The following is an 18,587-nucleotide window of genomic DNA, read 5'->3' on the forward strand; positions in this document are numbered from 1 at the left end:
CCAGCTCTTCGCTCTCCCCACACGCAAGCTCAGTCGTCGAAAGAGCCGGCGGGTGCCACCCTCGGGGCCGGTAGCCGCAGGCGAGGGCTTCGAACGGAAAAGGCCCGAAGGGGGCCGGCCAGGACGGCCGGCCGTTTCCGCTGAGCCATGGATGGCGAATCGGAAACCCCCGTTCGGAGCCCGACCCGCCCCGTAGGGGAATAGATAAACGGTCGCGGAGCGGCCTTTCCCTAGCGGGTCGCCGCAGGCGTGGCCCCGAGGGTGGCACCCGCCGGCTCTTGCTCCACAGCCCAAGGCCCAGCGCGATGCCGAAGGCGAGCCATCACAGGCGGCCCAAACAAAAAAGAGCCGCGATCGCTCGCGGCTCTTTCAGGTACTGCCAGAAGAGCTGGCTTACGCCAGACCCGCCTGCTTCATGACTTCGGCGGCGAAGTCGTCGACGACCTTCTCGATGCCTTCGCCGACAGCCAGGCGCTGCACCGAGATGATCTCGGCACCGGCCTTCTTGAGGGCTTCGGCGACCGTGACGTCACCGTCCAGCACGTACGGCTGGCCGACGAGGGTCACTTCGGCGAGGATCTTGTTGACCTTGCCCGAGACGATCTTGTCGAGGATGTCGGCCGGCTTGGCCTTGTCCTTGTCGGTCATCTTGGAGAGCTCGATTTCCTTTTCCTTCGCGAGGAAATCGGCCGGGACGTCTTCGACCTTGACGAACTTGGGGTTCATCGCGGCGACGTGCATGGCGATGCCCTTGGCCAGCTCTTCCGAGCCGCCCTTGAGCGCCACCAGTACACCGATGCGGCCGCTGTGCGAATACGCGCCGATGATGTCCTGGGTTTCGACCTTGGCCATGCGGCGCACGTCGAACTTCTCGCCGATGGTGAGGGTGAGCGCCTTGGCGCCTTCCTCGACCGTGGTGTCGCCGAGCTTGGCGGCCTTGAGCGCGGCGATGTCGTCGATGCCGGACTCGAGGGCGACGTTGGCGACGTCCTTGGTGAACTGGATGAACTGCTCGTTGCGCGAGGAGAAGTCGGTTTCGCTGTTGACTTCGACCAGGGTGGCGACGCCGGGCTTCTGCGCGACGGCGATCAGGCCCTCGGCGGCAACGCGGTCGGCCTTCTTGTCAGCCTTGGCCATGCCGTTCTTGCGCAGCCATTCCATCGCCACTTCGATGTCGCCATTGTTTTCGACGAGCGCCTTCTTGCACTCCATCATGCCGACGCCGGAACGCTGACGCAGTTCATTGACGAGCTTGGCGGAAATCTCAGCCATGGTAGTTCCTCAAAGGTTTGATGGGCGCCGCGGCGGGTGTGCCGCGGCGCCGGATGGGACGATGGAGCGGTGACGGGGTGGGGCGCTTACGCGCGACCACGACCACCGTCACGGCCGCCGTCACGGCCACCTTCGCGACGCGGGGCACCCTTCTTGTCCGGCGCGCCACGACGGTCGCCACGCGGGGCGCTGTCCTTCGCGACCGGGTTGCCTTCCTCGTCCATCTCGACGAACTCGTTGGCATCGCCACGAGCGGCGTTCGGCGAGGCGGCCTTGCCTTCCAGGATGGAGTCGGCGGCGGCGCGGGCGTAGAGCTGGATGGCGCGGATGGCGTCGTCGTTACCCGGGATGGCGTAGTCGACGAGGGCCGGGTCGTAGTTGGTATCGACGACGGCGACCACCGGGATGCCGAGCTTGCGGGCTTCCTGGACGGCGATGTCTTCGTGACCGATGTCGACGATGAACAGGGCGTCCGGCAGGCGGTTCATGTCCTTGATGCCGCCCAGCGAGTTCTGCAGCTTGTCGCGCTCGCGGCGACGGGCCAGCACTTCGTGCTTGACCAGCTTCTCGAACGAACCGTCGGTTTCGGCGGCTTCCAGTTCCTTCAGGCGGGCGACCGACTGCTTGACCGTACGGAAGTTGGTCAGCATGCCACCGAGCCAGCGGGCGGTGACGAACGGCTGGCCGGCGCGCGCGGCTTCTTCGGCCAGCGACTCACGGGCGGAGCGCTTGGTGCCGACGAAGAGGATGGTGCCGCCCTTCTGGGCCAGGCCCGAGAGGAAGTTCATCGCGTCGGTGAAGAGCGGGAGCGTCTTCTCGAGGTTGATGATGTGGATCTTGCCGCGGGCACCGAAGATGTACGGCGCCATCTTGGGGTTCCAGTAACGGGTCTGGTGGCCGAAGTGAACGCCGGCTTCCAGCATTTCGCGCATGGTGACTTGTGCCATGGAATGACTCCTGGGCGAACCGCATCGAGCGGTTCTGAGGGGGTTGGGACCTCCACGCATCCCCGGCTTCGACCCGGTTCTTTCGAACCAGGCACCCCGAAGGCGGTGCCGATGCGTGTGTGGCGTTGGGTGCGACCGGTTACAATCGCGGTTCGTATCGCCGCCGTGGCCACGTTCGCGTGGCTTCGCCGGACAGCAAAACTCGCTAATTGTAGCCTCCGGGGCCGCCCTGCCGCAAGATCGGGTGGAATTCCGGTGGGGGCGCCGCCATTTCCGCAGGCAGGCCCGTTCCCCTGCAGGGCAAAGAACCAAGAGAGAGCCGCCATGCCCGTCGTACCCAAGACCCCCGAAGAGATCCAGCTGATGCGCGAGGCCGGCCGTCTGGCCGCCGAGGTGCTGGCCATGCTGGTGCCGCACGTCAAGCCCGGCGTCACCACCGAGCACCTGGACCGCCTGGCCCACGACCACATCGTGAACGTGCAGAAGGCCGTGCCCGCCAACGTGGGCTACCGGGGCTTTCCGAAGACCGTGTGCACCTCGGTCAACCACGTGATCTGCCACGGCATTCCCACGGAGACCAAGGTCCTCAAGGACGGCGACATCGTCAATATCGATGTCACGGTCATCAAGGACGGCTGGCACGGCGACACCAGCCGCATGTATTTCGTGGGCACGCCCAGCGTCCTCGCGCGCCGCCTGGTCGATACCACCTTCGAGGCCATGATGAAGGGCATCGAGGCGGTCAGGCCGGGTGCCACCCTGGGCGATGTCGGCGCCGCCATCCAGAAGCACGCGGAGGCCGCCGGTTTCTCGGTGGTGCGCGAGTACTGCGGCCACGGCATCGGCAAGGTCTACCACGACGAGCCGCAGGTGCTGCATTACGGGCGCAACGGCACGGGCCTGGAGCTGAAGCCCGGCATGACCTTCACCATCGAACCGATGATCAACGCCGGCAAGCCGCAGACCAAGTCGCTGCCCGACGGCTGGACGGTGGTCACCAAGGACCACTCGCTGTCCGCCCAGTGGGAGCACACCGTGGCCGTGACCGATACCGGTTTCGAGATCCTCACGCCCTGGCCGGACGCCGCCTGACGTTCCATCGACGCGGCCGCCCGGCCGCTGTCCGTTCCCTGCCACAGCCATCGAGGGCTTCGCCGTGACGCTTCCGCCGCTTCCGCGCCTGCCCGCCGTGGTGCCCCGCTCGGGCGTGTCGCCCGAAGCACGCCGTGCGCTCCGCCAGTTGATGGGCGATGTGGATCGCGCCCTCACCGTCGCCTTCAACGAGGGCGAGGACGCCTCGGCGCTGGCCCGCCGCCGCGCCGAGATCGTCGAGCGCGTCGTGGTGCACGCCTGGGGTGCCTGCCTGGGCGACATCGCCGCCTCCGCCCTGTTCGCCGTGGGCGGGTTCGGGCGCGGCATGCTGTTTCCCGCGTCGGACGTCGACCTGCTGGCCCTGGTAGGCGAAAGCTCGCCGGCGCTGTATCGCGCGTTGGAGAACTTCTTCGGCTGCCTGTGGGATATCGGCCTCAAGCCGGGTCACGCGGTGCGCACCGTGGCGCAATGCCGCGAGCTGGCCGCGACGGAGGCGAGCGTCTTCACCAGCCTGCTCGACGCCAAGCGCCTGGCCGGCTGGCCCATCCTTGCCCAGGAGCTGCGCGGGATACTGGACGACCCCGCGCTCTGGCCCCCGCGGGCCTACCTGGCGGCACGCCTGGCCGAGCGTGACGCGCGCCATGCCCGCTACGACGACACCGCGCAGAACCTCGAACCCAACCTCAAGGACGGCCCCGGCGGCCTGCGCACCCTGGACGCGTTGCGCTGGCTGGGGCGTCGCCTCGCGGACGCCCCCGATTTCGACGCCATGGTGGCCGAAGGCCTGCTCGAGCCGGTGGAGGCCACCCGGCTGACCGACGCGGAAGAAACCCTGCGTCGCTACCGCTATGCGCTGCACCTGGAGGCGGGGCGCGCCGAGGAGCGCCTGCTGTTCGACTACCAGCGCGCGCTGGCCACCCAGCTGGGCTTCGAGGACGAGCACGCGAAAAACCTGGGCGTCGAGCAGTTCATGCAGGGCTACTACCGCGCGGCCACCCAGATCGAGCGTTCCGGCACGCAGCTGGTGGAGCGCTTCGAGGAAATGCTCGATCCGCAGACCCGGCCCGAGGACGTGGGGCGCGACTACGTGCGCTACGGGGCACGCATCGCCGTGCGCGACCCGGACCTGTTCGTGCATCGCCCGGCCGCGCTGGTGGAGATCTTCATCGCGCGGCTGGACGAGCCCGGCATCGCTGGCTTTACCGCCGACACCATGCGGCGTATCCAGCATGCGGCGTCGTCGCATGGCGAGTCGCTGGCCGACGACCCCGAGGTGCTGCGCGCCTTCCTCACCCTGCTTCGTCGTGGCGCCCCGGCGGTGGAGGCCTTGTGGCGGATGAACCGCCATGGCCTGCTGGCCGCCGTGCTGCCGGCCTTCGGCAAGGTGGTCGGGCGCATGCAGTACGACCTCTTCCACGTTTATACCGTGGATGAGCACACGCTGCGGGTGCTGCGCAACGTGGCGCGTTTCGCCGACCCCGCCGCACGGCGCGACTTCCCCATCGGCTGCGAGATCTGGCCGCACATCGACAAACCCGAACTGATGCTGTTGGCCGCGCTGTTCCACGACATCGCCAAGGGCCGGGGCGGCGATCACTCGGTGCTGGGCGAGGAAGACGCGCGTGCCTTCTGCGCACGCCTGGGCCTGGGCGACGACGATGTCGATCTCGTCGCCTGGCTGGTCCGCCACCACTTGCTGATGAGCACTACCGCCCAGCGCCAGGACATCACCGATCCCGACGTGGTGCACCGCTTCGCCGCCACGGTGGGCGACTGGGAACACCTCGACCACCTGTACCTGCTGACCATTGCCGACATCATCGGCACCAGCCCGAAGCTGTGGAACGCCTGGAAGGATCGGCTGCTGGCAGACCTCTATACGGCCACGCGCTTCGCGCTGCGCAGCGACCTCACCCCGCCGTCGCATGCGGGCATGCGCGTGCGCGAATGCCGTGAGCGCGCGCTGGGCATCCTGGTCGGCGAGCACGTGGCCGCGGATGAAGTAGCCCAGGTCTGGGCGGAATTTCCCGACGGCAGTTTCCTGCGCCATCGCCCGGAACAGATCGCCTGGCAGACCGCCGCCATCCTGCGCTCGCGCGGCGTCACGCCGCTGGTGGAAGTCCATCCGTTTTCCGTGCGCGGCAGCACCGAGCTGTTCATCTACGCCAGCGATCGCGACGGCCTGTTCGCCACGGTCACCGCCGTGCTCGACCGCCTGCGCTTCTCCGTGGTCGAGGCACGCGTGCTCGTGTCCAGCACCGGCATGGCGCTGGATACCTTCCTGCTGCTGGAATCGGATTCGCAGGCGCCGGCGTCGCTGCAGCGCGCGGAAGAACTGCGCCTGCGCCTGCGTCGTGCGCTGGAGCAGCCCGCCGGCCAGGGGCCGCCCAAGCGCAGCCTCTCGCGCCACCTGCGGCATTTCCAGATGACGCCGCGCATCGAGTTCGTCGACGCGGGCGAGCGCACGCAGCTGGCGCTGGTGTGCACCGATCGCCCCGGCCTGCTGGCGGCCGTGGCCCAGGCGCTGGCCGAAGCCGAGGTGCGCGTGCATGATGCGCGTATTGCGACGTTCGGTGAGCGTGTCGAGGATTTCTTCCAGCTGACCGATCGCGGCAACGCCTCCCTCTCCGCCGAGCGCCGGGAGATCCTGCGCGCTTGCCTGCTTCGCCATATCGGTTTCGAAAACCCCAGGACTGTCGTACATGCAGATGCAAACGCTTGAATCCCTGATCGACGATGCCTTCGAGCGTCGTGCCGACCTGACCCAGAACGACATCGAGGGCCACCTGCGCGAGGCGGTCGAGCAGGTCCTGGGCCTGCTGGAGTCCGGTGAGCGCCGCGTGGCGGAGCCGGACGGCAACGGCGGCTGGAAGGTCAATCAGTGGCTGAAGAAGGCCGTGCTGCTGTACTTCCGCATCAACGGCAACACGGTGGTGGACGGTGGTCCGTCCAGCGCGTTCGACAAGGTGCCGTTGCGCTTCACCGACGGCGACGCCACGGAGTACGCGCAGCTGGGCGCGCGCGTGGTGCCGGGTGCGCTGGTGCGACGTGGCGCGCACATCGCGAAAGACGTGGTGCTGATGCCCAGCTACACCAACATCGGCGCCTTCGTGGGCGCGGGCACCATGGTCGACACCTGGGCCACGGTGGGCTCGTGCGCGCAGATCGGTGCGGGCGTGCATCTTTCCGGCGGCGTGGGCATCGGTGGCGTGCTGGAACCGCTGCAGGCCAATCCGACCATCATCGAGGACAACTGCTTCATCGGCGCGCGTTCCGAGGTGGTCGAGGGCGTGGTGGTCGAGAAGGGTTCGGTGATCGGCATGGGCGTGTTCCTCGGCCAGTCCACCCGCATCTACAACCGCGCCACGGGCGAGATTTCCTACGGTCGCGTGCCGGCGGGCAGCGTCGTGGTCTCCGGCAGCCTGCCGGCGAAGGACGGCAGCCACAGCCTGTACGCGGCCATCATCGTCAAGCAGGTGGACGAGAAGACGCGCTCCAAGACCGGCATCAACGAACTGCTGCGCAGCGGGGACTGAGCCATGGCGATCACCGTCTACGGCCTGCCGCAGTGCGACACCTGCAAGAAAGCCCGCAACTGGCTGACCCGGTTCGACGTGCCGCACGCGTTCGTCGATTACCGTGCGCAGCCGGTGCCCCCCGCCACGCTCAAGGCGTGGGCGGAGCACCTGGGCGGCTGGGAGAAACTGGTCAACAAGGCTTCGACCACGTGGCGCACGCTACTGCCGCAGCGCAAGGATCCGCGCAGCGATCCCGAGTGGACGCTGCTGCTGAAAGAGTACCCTGCACTCATCAAGCGCCCTGTCGTCGTCGACGGCGACGAGGTCACGGTGGGCTTCAGCGACAACGCCTTCAAGAAGCGTTTCGGCACGCCATGACCTCCGCCGTCCTCGACCTCACCCGCGACCTGATCCGCCGCCGTTCGGTCACGCCCGACGACGCCGGCTGCCTGCCGTTGATTGCCGGACGCCTTGCCGCCGTCGGCTTCCGCATCCAGCACCTGCGCTTCGGCGACGTCGACAACCTGTGGGCCACCCACGGCCAGGACGGCCCGGTACTGGCGTTCCTCGGGCACACCGACGTGGTGCCCAGCGGGCCGGAAGCGGCCTGGGTCTCGCCGCCGTTCGAGCCCACCGAGCGCGATGGCGTGCTCTACGGCCGCGGTGCGGCGGACATGAAGGGCTCGGTCGCGGCCATGGTCGTGGCGCTGGAGCGCTATGTCGTCGCGCATCCGGATCACGCCGGCACGCTGGGCCTGCTGCTGACCAGCGACGAGGAAGGCGTGGCGCTGCACGGCGTGCGCGAGGTGGTGGATTACTTCGCGGCGGTGGGCCAGCGCATCGACGCCTGCGTCGTCGGCGAGCCGTCGGCGAAGGAACGCCTGGGCGACCTGATCCGGGTTGGCCGGCGTGGCTCGCTCTCCGGCACGCTGACCGTGCGTGGCGTGCAGGGCCATGTGGCCTATCCGGAAAAAGCGAAGAACCCGATCCATGCGTTCGCGCCCGCGCTGGCGGCGTTGGCGGCGGAACGCTGGGACGAAGGCAATGCGGATTTCCCGCCCACCTCGTTCCAGGTGTCCAACCTCAACGCGGGCACGGGTGCCAACAACGTGATCCCCGGTGAGCTGGTGGCGCTGGTCAATTTCCGTTTCTCCACCGCCAGCACGGCGGACGGCCTGCGCGAACGCGCCGAGGCGATCCTCCGCGCACACGAGGTGGACTTCGCCGTCGACTGGCACCTGTCCGGCCATCCGTTCCTGGCCACGCCGGGAGGCCGCCTGCGCGAGGTGGTGGTCGAGGTATGCCGCGACCTGTGCGGTATCGATCCGGAGCAGAGCACCGGCGGCGGCACCAGCGACGGCCGCTTCATCGCGCCGATGGGCGCCGAGGTGATCGAGCTGGGGCCGGTGAACGCGACCATCCACAAGGTGGACGAGTGCGTGTCCATCGCCGACCTGGAGCGCCTGCCCGACCTCTACGAGGCCATCTGCGAACGGATGCTCGCGTAGCGCTCAGCGTTTCTTCGGAAACACCGCCACGATGCCCGCATAGGGCTTGGTCATGAACGCCGGTGCGCCGGCGTAGCCGTCGTCAGGCGTGTACGCCTGCGAGATGGTGCCGTCCAGGAACAGCGCATCGCGGCAGCCCAGCTGGTCGCGGAACAGGCGGGCGAAGCTGTGGAAGTTGACCGGCGCGCGACTGACCACGAACACGGCCTCGTGCGCGGATTTCGCGCACACGCCACTGCGCCACTTCATGCTGTCCGAGCCGTTGTCGAACTGCGGATTGACCTCGCCGTCGATCACCAGCATCGGCCCGGACTGGGTGGCGAAGCGCGGCTTGCGCCCCGCGTCGCGGAACGCCTCGGTGGAGGTGACGGCCACGCTGCCATCGTCGTACACGGCGAACACGCCGTTGGGCAGCAGCGAGAAATTGCCCGAGCGCGGGTTGCCGTGGACCAGGTTGAGCGGCACGATCGTCTTGCCGTCCTCGACGAACAGGCCCAGCGGCTTGAACTCGCGGTCGTAAATACCTGCGTTGGTGGCGAAGGCCAGCGGCCGGCCCTTGCCTGCCGCCCAGGTCTTCAAGGCCTCGATGCCGCCGAACGGCTGCCCCGTGTCCGGATTGCGCCAGCGCAGCTCGATGTCCTCCTGCCGGGTATCCACCGTGACGGCGAAATACGACTGGCTGTCGAAGACGATGTCCTGCCCGTCCACGGCATCCGCGGCCGGCGCACAGCCCAGGGCCGACGCGGTGACCAGGATGGCGGTGAGGGCGCGGAGCAGGAACGTGCGATCGAAACGGGGAAGGGGCGGGCGGCGCATGGGTGGATGGTCGCCGGGTCGCCGGGACGACGCAAGGGGTGAATCGCCGTCTTCGCGCGGGGGAGGGTAAACTCCCGGGCTTTTCCACGGTGTCGTCATCGTCATGCCCTATACGCCCATCGTCGCCACGCTCGGTTACGTATTGTCGCCGGACGGTCGCCGCGTGCTCCTGATCCACCGCAACGCCCGCCAGGACGACCAGCACCTGGGCAAGTACAACGGCCTGGGCGGCAAGATGGAGCCGGGCGAGGACATCGCCGCCTGCATGCGCCGCGAAATTCGCGAGGAAGCGGGCATCGAGTGCGTGGACATGCGCCTGCGCGGCACCCTCAACTGGCCGGGCTTCGGCAAGAACGGCGAGGACTGGCTGGGCTTCATCTTCGTCATCGACCGGTATACCGGCACGTGCCTGGAATCCAACCCGGAAGGCGCACTGGAGTGGGTGGCGCTGGACGAACTGGACACCGTGCCCATGTGGGAAGGCGACCGGCATTTCCTGCCGATGGTGTTCGACGCCGACCCCTGCCCGTTCCATGGCGTGATGCCTTACGAGCAGGGGCGGCTGGTGTCGTGGAGCGTGACGCGGATCTAGCCCGGCCGGTCAGCCGGTGGTCTCGATCCGCTCCACGCGACGCAGGCCACGCGGCAGCACGCCACCGCGCGTGGCACGGCTGCCGCCGTACTCGACCAGGTCGGCCCATTTCAGCGTGAGCTTGCGCTGCCCCGCATAGAGGGTGACCTCGCCCTTGCCCTCGGCGACCACGGCGATGCCCACCACGCGTTCCTCGCCCGAGGCCAGCTTGGCCTTGGGGATCTCGATCAGCTTGTTGCCCTTGCCCTTGTCCAGTTCCGGCAGCTCGGCTACCGAGAACATCAGCAGGTGGCCTTCGCCGGTGACCACGACGATGCGGTCACGCGACGGATCGGCAGTGATCGTCGGCGTGAGCACGCGCGCGCCGTCGCTGAGGCTGATGATCTGCTTGCCGGCCTTCTGCCGGCCGGTCAGCGCCTCGAAGCGGGTGACGAAGCCGTAGCCGAAATCCGTGGCCAGCACGATACGGGTGTCGTTGTCCGCGGCCACCACGGCGTCGAAGCGGGCGCCGGCCGGCGGGCTGAACCGTCCGGTGAGCGGTTCGCCGTTGCCGCGAGCCGAGGGCAGCGTGTGTGCCGCCGTGGCATAGGCGCGGCCGGTCGAGTCGATGAAGGCCACCTGTTGCGTGGTGCGCGCGCGGGAGATCGCCAGCAGGCTGTCGCCGTCGCGGTAGGACAGGGCCTCGCCGTCGATCTCGTGGCCCTTGCCGGCGCGTACCCAGCCCTTCTGCGAGAGCACCACGGTGACCGGCTCGGAGGCGACCAGCGCGCTTTCGTCCAGCGCCTGCGCCACGCTGCGCTCGATCAACGGCGAGCGGCGCTCGTCACCGAATTTCTCGGCGTCGCCACGCAGTTCTTCCTTGATCAGGCTTTTCAGCTTGGCCGGCGACTTCAGCAGCACGTTGATGCGGGCGCGCTCTTCTTCCAGCTTGTCGCGTTCCTCGTTGATCTTGAACTCTTCCAGGCGGGCCAGCTGGCGCAGCTTGGTTTCGAGGATGTAGTCGGCCTGCTCGTCATCCAGGCGGAAGCGCGCCATCAGCACGGGCTTGGGTTCTTCCTCCGTGCGGACGATGCGGATCACCTCGTCGATGTTGAGGTAGGCGATGCGCAAGGCCTCGAGCATGTGCAGGCGGCGCTCGACCCGGCCCAGCCGGTGGGTGAGCCGTCGCGTGACCGTGTCGGTACGGAAGCGCAGCCACTCGCTCAGGATCATTTTCAGATCCTTCACCTGCGGCCGCCCGTCCAGGCCGATCATGTTCATGTTGACGCGGAAGCTCTTTTCCAGGTCCGTCGTGGCGAACAGGTGCTGCATCATCTCGTCCGCGTCCACGCGGCTTGAGCGCGGCACCAGCACCAGGCGGATCGGGTTTTCGTGGTCGGACTCGTCGCGCAGGTCCTCGATCATCGGCAGCTTCTTCGCGCGCATCTGCGCGGCGATCTGCTCGAGGATCTTGGACGGCGAGACCTGGTGGGGCAGGGCGGTGATGACGATGTTGCCGTCATCGCGCACGTAGACGGCGCGCGCGCGGACCGAGCCGACCCCGTTCTGGTACATCGCCGCCAGCTCGCGACGCGGCGTGATGATCTCGGCATCCGTGGGGTAGTCCGGACCCTGCACGTGTTCGCACAGGTCCGCGATGGTGGCGTCCGGGTCGTCCAGCAGGCGGATGCAGGCGCTGGCCACCTCGCGCAGGTTGTGCGGCGGGATATCGGTGGCCATGCCCACGGCGATGCCCATGGAGCCGTTCAGCAGCACGTGCGGCACGCGGGCAGGCAGCCACGAGGGCTCGTTCATCGTGCCGTCGAAGTTCGGTACCCAGTCCACCGTGCCGTGGCCCAGCTCGGACAGCATGACCTCGGCGATGGGGGTGAGGCGCGACTCCGTGTAGCGCATGGCCGCGAAGCTCTTCGGGTCGTCGGGCGAACCGAAGTTGCCGTGGCCGTCCACCAGCGGGTAGCGGTAGGAGAAGGGCTGGGCCATCAGCACCATGGCCTCGTAGCAGGCCGAGTCGCCGTGGGGGTGGAACTTGCCGATGACGTCACCGATGGTGCGGGCGGACTTCTTCGGCTTGGCCGTGGCGCCCAGCGCCAGCTCGCTCATGGCGTACACGATGCGGCGCTGGACCGGCTTCAACCCATCGCCCACGAAGGGCAGGGCGCGGTCCAGCACCACGTACATGGAATAGTCGAGATAGGCCCGCTCGGCGTAGTCCTTGAGCGGGATCTGTTCGTAATTGGCTTGCAGGTTCATGGGTTTGGCTGTCCGGCAGGCGCGCGTCCGCGCGTCGTAGCCGGAGGATGGTGCCAGAAAGCGGTCTCAGGAGCGAAGACCGGACCTCGGCCGTCACCCGCCCTTCATCTTCCCGAAGCGGAGCCGAACGCAAAACCCTGCGTTCACCGCAGGGCAAAGCGCAGCTTGCTTCCATGGCCGTTTTTCCACGGGAAGCACGATGACCAAAGACACCTCAGCCGACGGCCTGCGTGGCCTCGCCGCGGTCAATGTGCTGCTGTGCCATCTTTTCCTGGCCTTCCTGCCCGGTGGCTTCGCGTGGATCTACCCGGATACGACCACGCCGGCCGCCATGCAGGGCGTGGTCGACCACGTGATCGCCTTCCCGCCGCTGTCGGTGCTTTGGAACGGGCAGTTCGCCGTCTGCATCTTCTTCGTCCTGAGCGGCTACGTGCTGACCAAGTCGTTCATCGAGAACGGCGACGCCACGGTGTTCCGCCTGCGCGCGCCGCGCCGCTACCTGCGCCTGGGCGTACCCATCTTCGGCTCGGTGATGTTCGCCTGGCTCGTCATGGCCATGGGCTGGAGTCACGCCGTGGAAGCGGGAGCGCTTTCGGGCTCGCACTGGCTGGCGGACTTCTGGAAGAAGCCGGCCGACCTGATGGAGGCCCTGCGCGACGGCACCTACGGCACGATCCTCGGCGGCTGGTCGCGCTTCAATCCCACGCTTTGGACGATGAAGATCGAATTGCTTGGGTCGATGTTCGTCTTCGCCTACCGGTCGCTCACGCTGCCGGGGCGTGCCGCGCCGCTTAACTTCGTCTTCGCGGTGGCGCTGCTGGCGTGGTTTTTCCCGCACGACTGGCCGTACTACACGGCGTTCCTGGCCGGCAGCCATATCGGCGAGGCCCGACTGACCCGGTCGCGTACGTGGCTGGCGCTGGCGGCGATCGGTGTGGTGATCTGCGGCGGCTTCGACGCGTCGCCGTGGTACGACTGGACCCGTGTGCTTCCGCTGGCCGACAACGAGCGCAAGGCCTTCTTCAACGTGCTGGGTGGCGTGCTGCTGCTCTATATCGTGCGCTGCGGCTGCCTGGATCGCCTGCTGCAGAGCCGCCCCGCCCAGTTCATGGGGCGCATCTCGTACGCGTTCTATCTCGTCCACCTGCCGATCCTGCTCAGCGTCTCCGCGTGGTTCTTCATCCAGATGGTGGGACGGTTCGCGCTCGATCCGGTGGTGGCCGCGCTGATCACGGTGCCGGTGACCTTCGCGGTGGTCATCGCCGCGGCCATGGTGTTCGACCGAACCTTCGACCGTTGGGGCATCCGGTTGGCCGCATGGGTGTTCCCGGCGCCGCGCTCGGCGGTGCGCACCGTGGCGCTGCGCAGCGCTGACGGTTTCCGGCGGCGGGTGCGTTATCACCGTCGTCGCCCGCTGGAGAAAGCGGGCTGATGCGAGGCGCGTGACGAACGGGCCATGCGGCGCCCCGGTGCTACCGCGATGATCGGGGCTCCATCCAGGAAACCAGGGGCCCACCATGTCGCGTCGTCTCATCCTGCTGTCCGCGTCCTTGCTCGCTTGCGCCGGCGCCGCCACGTCTGCGGCGGCCGGTGCCCCGTCCGTCACGGCCGAGGCGGCCGTATCCCGCTACGTCGCCGCCGAGCATGCATTCGACGTGGCGGCGTTGCGCGACGTGCTGCTGCCGCGTTTCGTCGAGGTGTCGCCGCGCGGTGAGGTGGACGAGCGCGATGCCGTGCTGGGCTTCTATGCGCCCGAGAAGAAAACCACGGCGCCGCCCGTCGCCTTGCGCGACGTGGTGTCCCGTGTAAACGGCGATACCGCCTTCGTCACGGCGTCCGTTGTGTTCACGGTGAAGGGTACGGAGCATCGCCTCACGCTGGGCGCGTCGGTGGTGAAGGGCGCGGATGGCTGGCGCCTGGCCTCGGCGCAATACACCGGCGTTCCGCCGCGCAGCCCGTCGGCGCCCCAGCAGCCCTCGGCACCCACGCCGCCTGCCGCACCCATGGCGCCCCGGCCCTGAGCGATCGGGTCCTGACGGCTTAAGCCATCAACGACTGATGCGCGCCCACGCCGGCCGCCACGCCCGCGGCGATGGCGAAGCTGGCGTTGTGCATCGGTGAGGCGACGTCGCCCGCCGCGTAGACGCCGGTGACGGACGTCTGTTTCCAGTCATCCACGCGGATATAGATGCCCATCGGGCCTTCGTCGGTTGCGCAGCCGAGTTGCTCGAAAAGGAGGCTGGACGGCGTCACCTTCGGCGCGACGAACAGCGCCCCCATCGGAATGAGTCGTCCATCCGCAAGAAGCACGCCTGTCAGGCCGGGGGCATCGCCGTGCAATCCGACGATAGGGCTGCGTTCGATCCGCACGCCGCGCGCGCCGAACCGTTCGAGTTGTTCGGCGTCCGGTTCGTACTCGCCCTGCGTGAAGTACGTGGTGGGACCCCACTCCGGAATCATGGCGGCCTGATGCGCGGACATCGGGCTGGAGGCGAGTACCCCGAGTTCACGACCCGCCACTTCGAAGCCGTGGCAATACGGGCAATGGATCACCGTGCTGCCCCAGCGATCCCAGAGGCCTTCGATCGGTGGGAGTTCATCCGTGACGCCGCCAGCGAGGATAAGGCGCTTGCCCGTTTCGCTCTCGCCATTGGCCAGCGTGACTTCAAAGCCGTCGTCCAGCTTGCGTGCACGGGTCACCGCACCATCGATGAAAGCTGCGGTGGGATAATTGAGCAATTGCCGAGTGGCTTCCTGCACGATCGCCCTCGGTGACTTGCCGTCGTGCCCGACGATGCCATGCGCGGCCTTTGCGAACCGGTTGCGCGGCTTTGCCGCATCGATCACCAGCACACGGCGACGCGCGCGGGCGAGCTGGATGGCGGCGGCCTGGCCGGCGAAGCTGCCGCCGACAACGATGGCGTCATACGACATGAGGCATTTCCTTCAGTGAGTGACCGGTAGCCCTGGCGAGCTTGCGGACATCGCTCGCAAGATCGGCGAGGGTGAGCGCGGCAAGGCGCCTTTCGACAACACGCTCCGCCTCGCGCATCGCGTCGTCTACCGCGGCGATCACCGCGCGCTCCACGAGGCAGCCTGGTGATTCTTCATGGGCGGCAAGGGCGACCATGCGTTCGCCCAAGGCCTGCTGGACCTCGGCGAGGGTGATCTCGCTAGGCGGCCGCCCGAGCCGCCAACCGCCGCCGTGTCCCTTGTCGGAGCGCACGATGCCGGCTTCGCGAAGGCCGGCGAACGTTCGCCGGATCACGACCGGGTTGGTGTCGACGCAGGCGGCCATTTCAGCCGACGTCATGGGGCCGCCATCGCGCTCGACCATATGCAGCAGGACGTGGAGCGCGACGGAAAGGCGGTCGTTACGTTTCATGTAACTTACATTATTACATGACTTGTCGGCTTGGCAAGGGTCGGCGTATGGCACTGAGCGCAACGATGACGGCCGGGGAAAACCAGGGTGCCGGGTCGTATCGGCCCTTTTACAGGTCGAACGTAGCCTGCACCGGGAAGTGATCGGAGGGATAGCGCCCGTTCTTCGACGTGGTGACCGTCTGCGCGGACGTCGCTTCGACGCCCCGGTAGAGAATCCAGTCGATCCGCTTGGTCGCCTTGCCGGTGAAGTCGTGGAAGGTCTCCGCCGGGCCGGTGTGCGTCGGCGCGGCGATCCACGCGTCCTTGAACGTGGCCGTGAGCGCCTTGTGCGTCTCGCTCTCCGGTCCCGTGTTGAAGTCGCCCGTGAGGATCACCGGTACGTGGGCGGGAAGCGTCGCGGTCCATGCGGCGATCTGGTGCGCACTGCGTGAGCGGGCATCCTCGTCCTGGTCGCGGTACGGAAAATGCGTGTCCAGCAGGTAGAACCGCTTGTGGTCCGATAGCCGCTCGAACAGCGCCCAGTTGACCATGCGCGGAAACACGTTGCCCCAGGTGATGCTGGCCACCTTGTCCGGCGTGTCGGACAGCCAGAAGTCACCCGATTCGATCACCTTCAGGCGATCCTTCCGGTAGAAGATGCCCATGTGCTCGTCCCGGTGCTCACCGAAACGGTCGCGACCGAACCAGGTGTATTCCGGCAGCCGCGCCACGGTGTCGTCGCCCTGTGCCTTGTATAGCTCCTGCGTGCCGACGATGTCCGGATGCAGCTGACGGATGGTATCGGCGAACAGGTCGCGTCGGTGCGGCCAGTCGTTCAGTCCATCGTTGCCGGTCATCGTGCGTACGTTGAACGTCATGACTTTCAGGTCGTCCGCCATGGCGGGCGTGACGAAGGCGGCGGCCAGGCCGGCGATCAGGGCGAAGTGGCGAAAGCGAAGCATGCGGGTCGGCGTCCTTCTGGGGGAGGGATCGCCCGACTATAGCGACGTAACGCCGTAACGGCATGAAGCCGCCTTTTTGCAGCGACGCGACATCGCGCCGCCCACCGCACGACGGCCGATGGTGCAGAATGACCGTCCGCCATTCGATGGAATCCGGGATCCCGCCATGACCGAAGCCGACCGCAACGCAACGCCCTCCGGCTCGAACGGTCGGCGGACGGCGATCATCGTCATCCTGGTGGCGTTCATCGCCTCGGCCACCACCACCTTCCTCGCCATCACCGAGTCGCATCGCGTGCGCAAGGCGGATACCGTCGCCCAGGACGCGGATGTACGCGATCTACGCGCCTTCGCCAGCGACTGGGCATCGCGCGTGGAGCAACTGCGCGCGGCGCCTGCCGCGGTCCAGCCGGAGCGGTTGGCGGCACTGCCACCGCGTATCGAAGCGCTTGCCGCCTGGAAGCCGCGTACGCCCTGCGGCAACGATGCACGTGAGGCCTTGCGCGCGTCGATGGAAACACGCGTGGGTTATGTCCGGCGCGTGCTGGCGAAAGACACCGTGCCCGAGGCGCACATCGACGAAGGGAGCGCGCTGGAGCAGAGCCTGCAGCGTTGCATCGCGGAACAAGGGCGGGACGTCACGACCTGATCCACCGCTCGCTCAGGTGTCGCCCGATCTGGCGTCGTAGCGCTGACGCGCAGCGTCCACCTCGTCGAGGTTCTGGTGCATCCACGCGTAAAGCGCCTTGAACGGCCGATGCAACGAGCGGCCCAGATCGGTCAGGGCGTACTCCACGCCGATCGGCGCGGCCGGCAGGATCGTCCGTGTCAGCAGACCGTTGCGCTCAAGCCGGCGCAGGCACTGGGTCAGGGCCTTCTGCGTCACCCCTTCCAGCTGGCGCTTGATCGCATTGAAGCGTAGCGGGCCGCTGTGCAGCACGGTGAGCACCATCATCGACCACTTGTCGGTCACCTGCTCGAACAGCAGGCGGCTGGGACAGCCGGCGGAAAACCGCTCGGGACTGCACGTGGGCGATAGGGTGGTTTCCATGGATATACCTGAGCGCTTGCAAGTGCCTTATTGACGCCAAGTATATCGCGTATACCATGCGGCGCATCCTTCAATGCGAAAAATCTCATGTCCCAGGCCGCCGTCGATACGCTGTTTCGTCCCTTCACCATCAAGGGCTTGACCCTCAAGAACCGCATCGTCATGGCACCCATGACGCGTACGTTCGCCCCCGAGGGCGTGCCCGGCGAGGCGAACGCCGCCTATTACCGTCGCCGCGCCGCCGGCGATGTCGGCCTGATCCTCTCGGAAGGCACGGTGATCGATCGTCCCGCATCGCGTAACGAGCGCGACATCCCCTCGTTCTTCGGTGAGGCGGCCCTGGCCGGCTGGCGCAGTGTCATCGACGAGGTACACGCGGCCGGCGGCCGCATGGGCCCGCAGATCTGGCACACCGGTGCCACCCACGGCCGCTCCGGCTGGAATCCGCCGGCGCCGAAGGAGAGCCCGTCGGGCCTGAACGGCCCGGGCGATGCCAACGGCGTGGCCATGACCGACGAAGACATCGCCGACACCGTGGCGGCCTTCGCCAGCGCGGCGGCGAGTGCCAAGGCCCTGGGTTTCGATGTGGTCGAGCTGCACGGTGCACACGGCTACCTCATTGACCAGTTCTTCTGGCAGGGCTCCAACCAGCGCACCGACCGCTACGGCGGCGCAACCCTGGCCGAGCGTTCGCGCTTTGCCGGTGAAGTGGTGGCCGCCGTCCGCGCCGCCATCGGTCCGGACATGCCGCTGATCCTGCGTGTCAGCCAGTGGAAGCAGCAGGACTACAAGGCCCGTCTCGCGCCGACACCGGCCGAGCTGGAGGCCTGGCTTTCGCCGCTGGTCGATGCGGGCGTGGATGTACTGCACTGCTCGCAGCGGCGGTTCTGGGACCCGGAGTTTCCGGAGATCGACGGCGAGAACGGCCTCAACTTCGCCGGCTGGGCGAAGAAGGTCACCGGCGCCGCGACGATCTCGGTCGGGTCGGTTGGGCTTTCCGGTGAGTTCCTGGCTTCGTTCGGCGGCGAGACGTCGTCGCCGGTGGGCGTGGAGCGTCTTGCCGAGCGGCTGGAGCGGGAAGAGTTCGACCTGATCGCCGTGGGTCGTGCGTTGATTGCCGATCCGGATTGGGTGTCGAAGGTGCGTGCGGGAGAGACCGAGAAGATGAAGTCGTTCGATCCGGCGTCGTTGGCCGAGCTGGTCTGAGGTTTGC

General features: G+C 67.6%; 18 protein-coding genes. 10 read left to right on the forward strand and 8 right to left on the reverse strand.

The window, feature by feature from the left end:
* Positions 1 to 393: 393 nt before the first annotated feature.
* Positions 394 to 1,272, reverse strand: a complete 879-nt coding sequence (gene tsf, locus ACVKN3_RS11295; protein WP_036137116.1) for a translation elongation factor Ts — start codon at positions 1,270 to 1,272, stop codon at positions 394 to 396.
* An 86-nt stretch (positions 1,273 to 1,358) separates the two neighbouring features.
* On the reverse strand, positions 1,359 to 2,219 hold the full coding sequence (gene rpsB / locus ACVKN3_RS11300) for a 30S ribosomal protein S2 (RefSeq protein ID WP_036137114.1): 861 nt from the start codon (positions 2,217 to 2,219) through the stop codon (positions 1,359 to 1,361).
* 324 nt (positions 2,220 to 2,543) lie between these two features.
* Here rpsB and map point away from each other — a divergent pair, with 324 nt between their 5' ends.
* From map to dapE, 5 genes are all read left to right on the forward strand, one after another.
* Positions 2,544 to 3,311, forward strand: coding sequence for a type I methionyl aminopeptidase (gene map / locus ACVKN3_RS11305; protein ID WP_036137111.1), 768 nt, complete (start codon positions 2,544 to 2,546; stop codon positions 3,309 to 3,311).
* A gap of 151 nt (positions 3,312 to 3,462) precedes the next feature.
* Positions 3,463 to 6,033 (forward strand): [protein-PII] uridylyltransferase, encoded by a 2,571-nt coding sequence (gene glnD, locus ACVKN3_RS11310; protein WP_354517322.1) that lies wholly within the window; start codon positions 3,463 to 3,465, stop codon positions 6,031 to 6,033.
* Positions 6,020 to 6,847 (forward strand): 2,3,4,5-tetrahydropyridine-2,6-dicarboxylate N-succinyltransferase, encoded by an 828-nt coding sequence (dapD, locus tag ACVKN3_RS11315; RefSeq protein WP_354517320.1) that lies wholly within the window; start codon positions 6,020 to 6,022, stop codon positions 6,845 to 6,847. The genes glnD and dapD overlap by 14 nt, the downstream gene beginning before the upstream one ends.
* A gap of 3 nt (positions 6,848 to 6,850) precedes the next feature.
* On the forward strand, positions 6,851 to 7,207 hold the full coding sequence (locus tag ACVKN3_RS11320) for a Spx/MgsR family RNA polymerase-binding regulatory protein (RefSeq protein WP_285406948.1): 357 nt from the start codon (positions 6,851 to 6,853) through the stop codon (positions 7,205 to 7,207).
* Entirely contained in the window at positions 7,204 to 8,337 is a 1,134-nt protein-coding gene (dapE, locus tag ACVKN3_RS11325; protein WP_354517316.1) for a succinyl-diaminopimelate desuccinylase, read from the forward strand. The genes ACVKN3_RS11320 and dapE overlap by 4 nt, the downstream gene beginning before the upstream one ends.
* A 3-nt stretch (positions 8,338 to 8,340) precedes the next feature.
* Here dapE and ACVKN3_RS11330 read toward each other — a convergent pair whose 3' ends face one another.
* Positions 8,341 to 9,153, reverse strand: a complete 813-nt coding sequence (locus ACVKN3_RS11330) for a phosphodiester glycosidase family protein (protein WP_354517314.1) — start codon at positions 9,151 to 9,153, stop codon at positions 8,341 to 8,343.
* Between the two features lie 103 nt (positions 9,154 to 9,256).
* Between ACVKN3_RS11330 and ACVKN3_RS11335 the strand changes: the two genes are divergently transcribed.
* The gene (locus ACVKN3_RS11335) at positions 9,257 to 9,745 is read left to right on the forward strand and encodes an NUDIX hydrolase (protein WP_354517312.1); all 489 of its coding nucleotides are present in this window, start codon (positions 9,257 to 9,259) and stop codon (positions 9,743 to 9,745) included.
* 9 nt (positions 9,746 to 9,754) lie between these two features.
* Here ACVKN3_RS11335 and parC read toward each other — a convergent pair whose 3' ends face one another.
* Positions 9,755 to 11,995, reverse strand: a complete 2,241-nt coding sequence (gene parC / locus ACVKN3_RS11340) for a DNA topoisomerase IV subunit A (RefSeq protein ID WP_354517310.1) — start codon at positions 11,993 to 11,995, stop codon at positions 9,755 to 9,757.
* Positions 11,996 to 12,194: 199 nt separating this feature from the next.
* Between parC and ACVKN3_RS11345 the strand changes: the two genes are divergently transcribed.
* On the forward strand, positions 12,195 to 13,427 hold the full coding sequence (locus ACVKN3_RS11345) for an acyltransferase family protein (RefSeq protein WP_354517308.1): 1,233 nt from the start codon (positions 12,195 to 12,197) through the stop codon (positions 13,425 to 13,427).
* A gap of 85 nt (positions 13,428 to 13,512) precedes the next feature.
* A complete protein-coding gene (locus tag ACVKN3_RS11350) occupies positions 13,513 to 14,016 on the forward strand; it encodes a nuclear transport factor 2 family protein (protein ID WP_354517306.1) in 504 nt (167 codons plus the stop codon).
* Positions 14,017 to 14,035: 19 nt separating this feature from the next.
* Here the strand turns inward: ACVKN3_RS11350 and ACVKN3_RS11355 are convergent, their stop codons facing one another.
* The 3 genes from ACVKN3_RS11355 to ACVKN3_RS11365 form a co-directional block, all read right to left on the reverse strand.
* Complete coding sequence (locus ACVKN3_RS11355) at positions 14,036 to 14,929, reverse strand: NAD(P)/FAD-dependent oxidoreductase (protein WP_354517304.1); 894 nt, start codon at positions 14,927 to 14,929, stop codon at positions 14,036 to 14,038.
* Entirely contained in the window at positions 14,919 to 15,380 is a 462-nt protein-coding gene (locus ACVKN3_RS11360) for an Rrf2 family transcriptional regulator (protein WP_354517302.1), read from the reverse strand. Before ACVKN3_RS11360 ends, ACVKN3_RS11355 begins: the two co-directional genes overlap by 11 nt.
* A 109-nt stretch (positions 15,381 to 15,489) precedes the next feature.
* On the reverse strand, positions 15,490 to 16,323 hold the full coding sequence (locus ACVKN3_RS11365) for an endonuclease/exonuclease/phosphatase family protein (RefSeq protein WP_354517300.1): 834 nt from the start codon (positions 16,321 to 16,323) through the stop codon (positions 15,490 to 15,492).
* A 166-nt stretch (positions 16,324 to 16,489) separates the two neighbouring features.
* On the opposite strand from ACVKN3_RS11365, the gene ACVKN3_RS11370 reads away from it, so the two are divergent.
* On the forward strand, positions 16,490 to 16,972 hold the full coding sequence (locus tag ACVKN3_RS11370) for a hypothetical protein (RefSeq protein WP_354517298.1): 483 nt from the start codon (positions 16,490 to 16,492) through the stop codon (positions 16,970 to 16,972).
* A 12-nt stretch (positions 16,973 to 16,984) separates the two neighbouring features.
* On the opposite strand, the gene ACVKN3_RS11375 is transcribed toward ACVKN3_RS11370, so the two are convergent.
* Positions 16,985 to 17,374 (reverse strand): winged helix-turn-helix transcriptional regulator, encoded by a 390-nt coding sequence (locus tag ACVKN3_RS11375; protein WP_285406969.1) that lies wholly within the window; start codon positions 17,372 to 17,374, stop codon positions 16,985 to 16,987.
* An 87-nt stretch (positions 17,375 to 17,461) separates the two neighbouring features.
* Between ACVKN3_RS11375 and ACVKN3_RS11380 the strand changes: the two genes are divergently transcribed.
* On the forward strand, positions 17,462 to 18,580 hold the full coding sequence (locus ACVKN3_RS11380) for an NADH:flavin oxidoreductase (RefSeq protein WP_354517296.1): 1,119 nt from the start codon (positions 17,462 to 17,464) through the stop codon (positions 18,578 to 18,580).
* The last annotated feature ends 7 nt before the right edge of the window (positions 18,581 to 18,587 follow it).

Source organism: Luteibacter sp. PvP120, assembly GCF_054055715.1.

Excerpts from the sequence above, each read along its gene's own strand:
- tsf (WP_036137116.1), bottom strand. The coding sequence starts at position 1,272 with ATGGCTGAGATTTCCGCCAAGCTCGTCAATGAACTGCGTCAGCGTTCC.
- rpsB (WP_036137114.1), bottom strand. The coding sequence starts at position 2,219 with ATGGCACAAGTCACCATGCGCGAAATGCTGGAAGCCGGCGTTCACTTC.
- map (WP_036137111.1), top strand. The coding sequence starts at position 2,544 with ATGCCCGTCGTACCCAAGACCCCCGAAGAGATCCAGCTGATGCGCGAG.
- glnD (WP_354517322.1), top strand. The coding sequence starts at position 3,463 with ATGGGCGATGTGGATCGCGCCCTCACCGTCGCCTTCAACGAGGGCGAG.
- dapD (WP_354517320.1), top strand. The coding sequence starts at position 6,020 with ATGCAAACGCTTGAATCCCTGATCGACGATGCCTTCGAGCGTCGTGCC.
- ACVKN3_RS11320 (WP_285406948.1), top strand. The coding sequence starts at position 6,851 with ATGGCGATCACCGTCTACGGCCTGCCGCAGTGCGACACCTGCAAGAAA.
- dapE (WP_354517316.1), top strand. The coding sequence starts at position 7,204 with ATGACCTCCGCCGTCCTCGACCTCACCCGCGACCTGATCCGCCGCCGT.
- ACVKN3_RS11330 (WP_354517314.1), bottom strand. The coding sequence starts at position 9,153 with ATGCGCCGCCCGCCCCTTCCCCGTTTCGATCGCACGTTCCTGCTCCGC.
- ACVKN3_RS11335 (WP_354517312.1), top strand. The coding sequence starts at position 9,257 with ATGCCCTATACGCCCATCGTCGCCACGCTCGGTTACGTATTGTCGCCG.
- parC (WP_354517310.1), bottom strand. The coding sequence starts at position 11,995 with ATGAACCTGCAAGCCAATTACGAACAGATCCCGCTCAAGGACTACGCC.
- ACVKN3_RS11345 (WP_354517308.1), top strand. The coding sequence starts at position 12,195 with ATGACCAAAGACACCTCAGCCGACGGCCTGCGTGGCCTCGCCGCGGTC.
- ACVKN3_RS11350 (WP_354517306.1), top strand. The coding sequence starts at position 13,513 with ATGTCGCGTCGTCTCATCCTGCTGTCCGCGTCCTTGCTCGCTTGCGCC.
- ACVKN3_RS11355 (WP_354517304.1), bottom strand. The coding sequence starts at position 14,929 with ATGTCGTATGACGCCATCGTTGTCGGCGGCAGCTTCGCCGGCCAGGCC.
- ACVKN3_RS11360 (WP_354517302.1), bottom strand. The coding sequence starts at position 15,380 with ATGAAACGTAACGACCGCCTTTCCGTCGCGCTCCACGTCCTGCTGCAT.
- ACVKN3_RS11365 (WP_354517300.1), bottom strand. The coding sequence starts at position 16,323 with ATGCTTCGCTTTCGCCACTTCGCCCTGATCGCCGGCCTGGCCGCCGCC.
- ACVKN3_RS11370 (WP_354517298.1), top strand. The coding sequence starts at position 16,490 with ATGACCGAAGCCGACCGCAACGCAACGCCCTCCGGCTCGAACGGTCGG.
- ACVKN3_RS11375 (WP_285406969.1), bottom strand. The coding sequence starts at position 17,374 with ATGGAAACCACCCTATCGCCCACGTGCAGTCCCGAGCGGTTTTCCGCC.
- ACVKN3_RS11380 (WP_354517296.1), top strand. The coding sequence starts at position 17,462 with ATGTCCCAGGCCGCCGTCGATACGCTGTTTCGTCCCTTCACCATCAAG.